The following is a 3739-nucleotide window of genomic DNA, read 5'->3' as shown; positions in this document are numbered from 1 at the left end:
AAGGGTTGTCGTTGCCGATGCGTCCGTCCCGCATCGCACACCGATATCGGGTTTCTCCTGGTCCACCTGATGTCGATATCCACGTCCCCGGCCCGTCGTGAGAGTATGTTCAACCCCTCCAGCGAAAGGCGATCACCATGGCTACCGGAACCGTCAATTTTCACCGCGTGCTGCGCGCGACCCGCGAGCGCATTTATCGCGCGTTCCTCGAACCCGACGCGATGGCGAAGTGGTTGCCACCGTACGGCTTTACGTGTCAGGTTCACCAGATGGATGCACGCGTCGGCGGCACGTACAGAATGTCGTTTCGCAACTTCGGCTCCGGCAATGGTCACTCATTCGGCGGCGAGTACATCGAACTGGTGCCGTTCGAAAAGATTCGCTACACCGATCATTTCGACGATCCGAATCTGCCGGGCCAGATGTACACAACCGTGTCATTGCGCGAGGTGTCGTGCGGTACCGAATTGACGATCGTTCAGGAAGGCATTCCCGAGGTCATTCCGGTGGAGATGTGCTACCTCGGTTGGCAGGAATCGCTCGCGCAACTGGCGAAGCTGGTTGAACCGGTGATTCCTGATTGACCTCTGCACGCTCGATATGACGGATCGAAGGCGCGGCCAACCGCGACGCGTTCGATCCGATGGTCTCGCAGCGTCGTTTTGCGACGCCGGACCAGGCGTTATCACGTATTGGCGACCGCACCAGCGCGAATCGGTAATCCTAGCGAACCCGATGCCTGCCCCGACCTGCAAAAGCCAGTCGACGCGTGGCACCTGCATTGCTGCTTTCCGGCATACCGATTCGGAGCTAATGACATCAAGTCGCTTATCTCCGCAACCGGGTCGCAGCGCGGTGTCCGGCTGCTGACACGTGAACCCCTGCTGTCGCGCCATTAGGAGGACAAGATGACAGACGAACATCAAAAGAAAGTTGAAGAGAAGGGCAATCCTTCGAAAGCCACCGGGGCTTCCGGCGGCGGATCGTTCGGCAATCAGAGCGGCGCACCGGTGACAGGTGGGGCGCCGGAAGATGGCCAACGGGGAGACGGTGACGTCCACCCGTCGCCAGATGCGGTCCGCGGCGGCGATCGTGCGAGCGAGCTCGTCAAGCAGCCTGACCATGAAGGCGGCAAGCGCTGATGGCGCGGCGCCCCGTCGTATTGCTAACCGGAGCGCCTACGGGTCGTAAGACGCTAGCCGGGCGACAACCGCCGCACGCGTGACCGATGCAATCCACCCGGGGTCATATCGGGCAATGCGATGCGGTCGATGGTTTAACGGTGCTCGGCGACGAAGGCTTTGCACATTAGCGAGAGGGCGCCCGTCGCGGCGTTCCCGGCGCGGACGCGACCATTACGGAGAACGCGTATCAGCGGGCGGTTACCGCGCGGACACCTTCCGCAACAGATGGTCTGCGACAACTTCCATACTTTGACGACAGCGATGCCGACCCGGCGCGTTTGAAAAAACAGCGTGTAAGCGTCGCAACTTCGAAGCGCGCGCTTGCCGCGTGCATGCGTTCGCTGTTTCGGGGCGCCAGAAGGCAACTAACCGTCTAGCCGATCGTTTCCGGCCGACAAACGTCAAACCCGATCCCTTATTGCTAGAGCCGCCTCTCTGTTGTCGGCTTGCAGAAAGGAGGGTTGACTTGTCGCGACCGAGCGACTTGCCAGGCCAATGCCAGTGCCAGTGCCTCCGCAGCAGCTCATACGCGTTACGCGGCGTGCAATCCGTGATTCAACGTATCGAGCGTACTCAGATCACCTCCTTCAACTGCCGCACGATTGCAGCCGTCACCCGCATCTTGTCGTGCTGCGCACGTTCCAGCATGCCGACGTTGCGCTTGCCGCCCGTCTCGGGCAGCGGCACCACGCGCAGCGCTTCGTCGCGCATCCACGATGAACGCCGCAGCAGCGGCACCACCGCTACGCCAATTCCCTGGCGCACGAGTTCAGCGATCCCTTCTAGCGAGTTCAGTTCGAGAAACTCGTTGACCTTGATGCGTTGCTTGCGCAAAGCCCGGTCGATGATCGCGCCGGTACGCTGAGTCCGGTCGAAGCGCAGAAAGCGCTGCGTGCGAAGCAGCTGCGCGACCGACGCCTTGGGCGTGTTCGTATTCGCGAGCAGCACCAGCGCTTCCGAATAGAGCGGCGTCCATTGCACGCTGGCCGGCCGCCGGCCCGGTGTGTCGATGATCACGGCCGCGTCGATCTCGCCCGAATCGACGCGTGCGGCGAGATCGACTGACTTCGCGGCCGTGATGCGCACGTCGAGGTTCGGCCGTGTCATCTTCAGATGCGCGGCGGCCTCCGCCAGCGCACCGACGACCGATTCGACCGCGCCGATCGATACCGGCCCGACGTCTTCCTCAAGGCCGCCCGCCGTCACGCGCATCGCCTCATACACGGCGAGCAGATGCTGCGCGTGCGGCAGCAGGCTCTTACCCATCGCGTTGAGCATGACCTTGCGTCCGCTGCGATCGAACAGTTCATGTTTGAACTCGGTTTCGAGCGCGCGCATCTGCATGCTGACCGCCGACTGGGTGAGCGCCATCTGCTCGGCGGCAACGGCAAACGAGCCGTGGCGAGCGACGGCGGTGAAAGTGCGCAGAAAGCGGATCGTGCTCAAGACGGCCTCGATATCGGAGAACTGACTGGGGACAAACGAGCGGACGCGCGGTGTCGAGCCGCGCATCGACACATCAAATTTCTTGAAGCGAATGACAACAAATTTTAGCTTTTCTTGATTTAAACGGCTACGGACAATGAGGTTCGAACATCGGGCGATGTCGCGCGCTGGCCGCCAGCCCGGGTCGCCACTCGTGTGATTCACGCGAAAACACACACCCGCCGTTTGCATCCGCGCATGTAATGCGCACCGTTCGAACGGCCGCCCAGTAAAAGGAAACCCTCATGAAAATCATCCCCGAAATCGCTCACGCCAACACCGGCATTCAGGCGATTCGCCGCGACATTCACGCGCATCCGGAGCTGTGCTACGAAGAGGACCGCACCGCCGATGTCGTCGCGCAACAGCTCGAATCGTGGGGCATCGAAGTCACGCGCGGGCTCGGCAAGACCGGTGTGGTCGGTGTGCTGCGCAACGGTTCGAGCGGCAAGGCGATCGGCTTGCGCGCCGATATGGACGCGCTGCCGATCCAGGAACTGAACACGTTCGCGCATGCATCGCAGCATCCGGGCAAGATGCACGCATGCGGCCACGACGGCCATACCGCCATGCTGCTGGGCGCCGCGCAGTATCTGTCGCAACACCGTCATTTCGACGGCACCGTCGTGTTTATTTTTCAGCCGGCCGAAGAGGGCGGCGGCGGCGCCAAGGCGATGATCGAAGACGGTCTGTTCAAGCGCTTTCCGGTCGATGCGGTGTTCGCGCTGCATAACTGGCCGGGCATGCCGGCCGGCGAATTCGGCGCGCGTGTCGGCGCGACCCAGGCGTCGAGCAACGAATTCAAGATCACGGTGAAGGGCGTCGGCGCGCACGCGGCGATCCCGCACAACGGCATCGACCCGGTATTCACCGCGATGCAGATCGGCACGGGCCTGCAAAGCATCATGACGCGCAACAAGCGTCCGATCGACGCGGCCGTGCTGTCGATCACGCAGATCAACGCGGGCGAAGCGGTCAACGTGATTCCCGATACCGCGACGCTGGCCGGCACGGTGCGCACGTTCTCGGTCGACGTGCTGGACCTGATCGAGAGCCGTATGAAGCAGCTC

At 62.3% G+C, this 3739-nt stretch carries 4 protein-coding genes; 3 read left to right on the top strand and 1 reads right to left on the bottom strand.

Translation table 11 applies throughout. The features are described from left to right. Window positions 1-137: 137 nt before the first annotated feature. The gene (locus VGH68_RS24125; protein ID WP_331606224.1) at window positions 138-584 is read left to right on the top strand and encodes an SRPBCC family protein; all 447 of its coding nucleotides are present in this window, start codon (window positions 138-140) and stop codon (window positions 582-584) included. A 324-nt stretch (window positions 585-908) separates the two neighbouring features. Further along, a complete protein-coding gene (locus VGH68_RS24120; protein ID WP_331606223.1) occupies window positions 909-1142 on the top strand; it encodes a hypothetical protein in 234 nt (77 codons plus the stop codon). A 615-nt stretch (window positions 1143-1757) separates the two neighbouring features. Here the strand turns inward: VGH68_RS24120 and VGH68_RS24115 are convergent. Next, window positions 1758-2630, bottom strand: coding sequence for a LysR family transcriptional regulator (locus VGH68_RS24115; protein WP_331606222.1), 873 nt, complete (start codon window positions 2628-2630; stop codon window positions 1758-1760). Between the two features lie 284 nt (window positions 2631-2914). On the opposite strand from VGH68_RS24115, the gene VGH68_RS24110 reads away from it, so the two are divergent. Then, window positions 2915-3739: amidohydrolase (locus VGH68_RS24110; protein ID WP_331606221.1), on the top strand; the 825-nt coding region annotated here is incomplete at its 3' end.

Source organism: Paraburkholderia sp. (assembly GCF_036488505.1).
Lineage (GTDB): Bacteria > Pseudomonadota > Gammaproteobacteria > Burkholderiales > Burkholderiaceae > Paraburkholderia.
This window is presented reverse-complemented; position numbering and strand designations above follow the sequence as displayed.